Annotated in this window: 3 protein-coding genes; all 3 read left to right on the plus strand. The window is 64.3% G+C overall.

Features of this window, described 5'->3' with window-relative positions; translation table 11 throughout:
• Positions 1-759: sigma 54-interacting transcriptional regulator (locus tag NP534_RS26515; RefSeq protein ID WP_274100702.1), on the plus strand; the 759-nt coding region annotated here is incomplete at its 5' end.
• Between the two features lie 134 nt (positions 760-893).
• On the plus strand, positions 894-1,403 hold the full coding sequence (locus NP534_RS26520; protein WP_033697249.1) for a sigma-70 family RNA polymerase sigma factor: 510 nt from the start codon (positions 894-896) through the stop codon (positions 1,401-1,403).
• Between the two features lie 3 nt (positions 1,404-1,406).
• A complete protein-coding gene (locus NP534_RS26525) occupies positions 1,407-2,354 on the plus strand; it encodes a FecR domain-containing protein (protein ID WP_274100703.1) in 948 nt (315 codons plus the stop codon).
• Positions 2,355-2,652: the final 298 nt, after the last annotated feature.

Raw genomic sequence — 2,652 nt, forward strand, 5'->3', positions numbered from 1 at the left:
TCGAACAAGGCCGGTTGGTTCGAGGCTGCCAACGGCGGCACGCTGTTCCTCGACGAGATTGGTGACTTGCCGCTGAACATGCAGGTGAAGTTGCTGCGCGTGCTGCAGGAGCGCGAGGTCGTGCGGCTGGGCTCGCGCACGCCGATCCCGATCAATGTGCGCCTGGTAGCGGCGACCAACGTCAACCTGGCCGATGCCGTGGTGGCAGGGCATTTTCGTGAAGACCTGTTCTACCGCCTGCACGTTGCCACCATCCGCCTGCCGCCGCTGCGTGAGCGGCCGGGTGACATTCTGCCACTGGCAGAATTTTTCATCGAAGAGCATTGCCGGCGCCTGGGCTACGAGCGTGCCGCGCTCAGCCCGGACGCCGAACGCAAATTGCTGGCCCATAGCTGGCCGGGCAACATTCGCGAATTGGAAAACGCGATTCACCATGCGCTGCTGGTGTGCCGTTATCAGGTCGTGGCACCTGCGGACCTGCACCTGGTGGACATGAGGCCGCAAGGCGCGGCCCAGGTGTATGCCGCGCATCCCGGCGCAGCACCGGCGATCGCCCCACCGGCCAACCTTGAGAGTGCGTTGCTGGCGCTGTTCGAGCAGAACGTGCCGAACCTCTACGAGCACATCGAGGAGACGGTGTTCCGGGCCGCGTACCGCTATTGCCACGGCAACCAGTTGCAGACCGGGCGGTTGTTGAACATCAGCCGCAACATCGTGCGGGCGCGGCTGGAAAAGATCGGTGAGTTGACCAAGGCGTGATGTGAAGGGCAGCCGCCGGTCTTGCAGACAGCCTGGCGGCGTGGCAGTAGCAGCATGAATGAAGGGTTGCGAAGCCCCAGACGACTCAGGTTAAATGAGAGTCATTACTAAAGACGCCCTTGCCGGTTCACTCCATGTCCTGCGCTGACCCCTCCCTGCAAAAAACCGTGCACACGCTCTACGCCGAGCACCATCCCTGGCTGTGTGGGTGGCTGCGCAACAAGCTCGGTTGTGTCGAGCATGCCGCAGACCTGGCCCAGGACACCTTCATCCGCGTGCTGACCCTGCGCAAGGCGGCCGAGCTGCGTGAACCACGGGCCTATCTGAGCAGTATCGCGCGCAGCCTGATGATCGACATGTTCCGGCGTCGGGCCGTTGAGCAGGCCTACCTGGAAACGCTGGCCGCCCGCCCCGAGCAGTTCGAGGTTTCGCCCGAGGCGCGCACGTTGATCATCGAAGCCTTGCTGGAGATCGATCGCCTGCTCGACGGCCTGGGCGCCCGCACCCGTGAAATCTTCCTGATGGCGCAACTCGATGGCCTGAGTTATGTCGAGATCGGGCGGCGGCTGGACGTTTCGGTCACCACCGTAAAGAAGCACGCCGTGCGTGCACTGACCCATTGCCTGATGCTGGCCGAGGACTGAACCGTGGCCGAGGCTCAGCCCCTGGACCGGCGTGTGCTCGAAGCCGCTGCGCGCTGGTATGTCGAGTTGCGTTGCAATGCGGATGAAACCACGCGTGCGGCGCATCAGCGCTGGCTGCACAGCCATCCATTGCACTTGCAGGCCTGGGAACGCCTGGCGCGCTTGCAGGGCACGTTCGAGCAGGTGGCACCGGGCATCGCCCGCCCGACCCTGAGCAGTGCCAGGGCCAAGCGCCGCGAGGTGCTCAAGGTGATGTCGATCGTGCTGGCGGCGGGCGGGGCAGGGGGGCTGGCCTGGAACGAGGGGGGCGTTGCGCGGTTGATGGCCGACCAGCGCACAGGGGTTGGCGAGCGCCGTTCGCTGCGCTTGCAGGATGGCAGCTGCTTGCAGTTGAACACGGCCACGGCGGTGGATATCCGCTACAGCGCCCAATGGCGCGCATTGCACCTGTTGGACGGTGAAATAGCGGTAGAAACTGCCCGCGACGAGCAGGCCCGAGCGTTCATCGTGCATACCGATCAAGGCAGCATCCGTGCCCTGGGCACCCGGTTCACCGTGCGCAGCGATGCCGACAGCACCCGGGTCTGTGTGCTGGAGCATGCCGTGGAGGTGCGCAGCGCGCATGCGTTGGCCGCAACGCGCGTCGAGGCCGGCCAGCAACTGAGTTTTCGCGCCGATGGCGTAGGGGTGGTGCAGCCCGCCACCGCGCTGCCTGACGCCTGGACCCGCGACATGCTGCTGGTGGATGACTGGCGCCTTGGCGATGTTGTCAGCGAATTGCAACGCTATCGGCCTGGGCACCTTGGGTGTGATGAGGCGGTCAGTGAGCTGCGGCTGTCTGGGGCTTTTCATTTGGGCAATATCGACACTGTGCTGGATAACCTCACGACTACCTTGCCCGTGCGTGTTCGTCGGTTCAGCCGGTATTGGGCGCGTGTTGAGGCGGTTTGAGGGGGCGCATGGCTTGAGGGTATTGAGGGGGTGCCATGTGTTTGCCACGACATTTTCAGCGTCTGTGAGATCGAGCGCCGCAGGTGCCAGGCTTGGCATTTTCAGCGCCTGTGAGATCGAGCGCCGCCCGCGCGGCGCATCGCGACGCAAGGCCGCTCCTACATTTGTTTCGGGCCAATTATTCCTGGGGCATTGGCGCGCGGCCCCTTGGTGCCCCCCTCAATATCGCGTCGTACAAACAAGGCGGTCGCGCGCAAATGCCACTGGCCTCACTGGCCCGAAACAAATGTAGGAGCGG

Source organism: Pseudomonas sp. 39004 (assembly GCF_028682155.1).
In the GTDB taxonomy this organism is placed as follows: domain Bacteria; phylum Pseudomonadota; class Gammaproteobacteria; order Pseudomonadales; family Pseudomonadaceae; genus Aquipseudomonas; species Aquipseudomonas capeferrum.

Bases quoted from the DNA above. Each gene is read 5' to 3' on its own strand.
- NP534_RS26520 (WP_033697249.1), top strand. From the start codon at position 894: ATGTCCTGCGCTGACCCCTCCCTGCAAAAAACCGTGCACACGCTCTAC.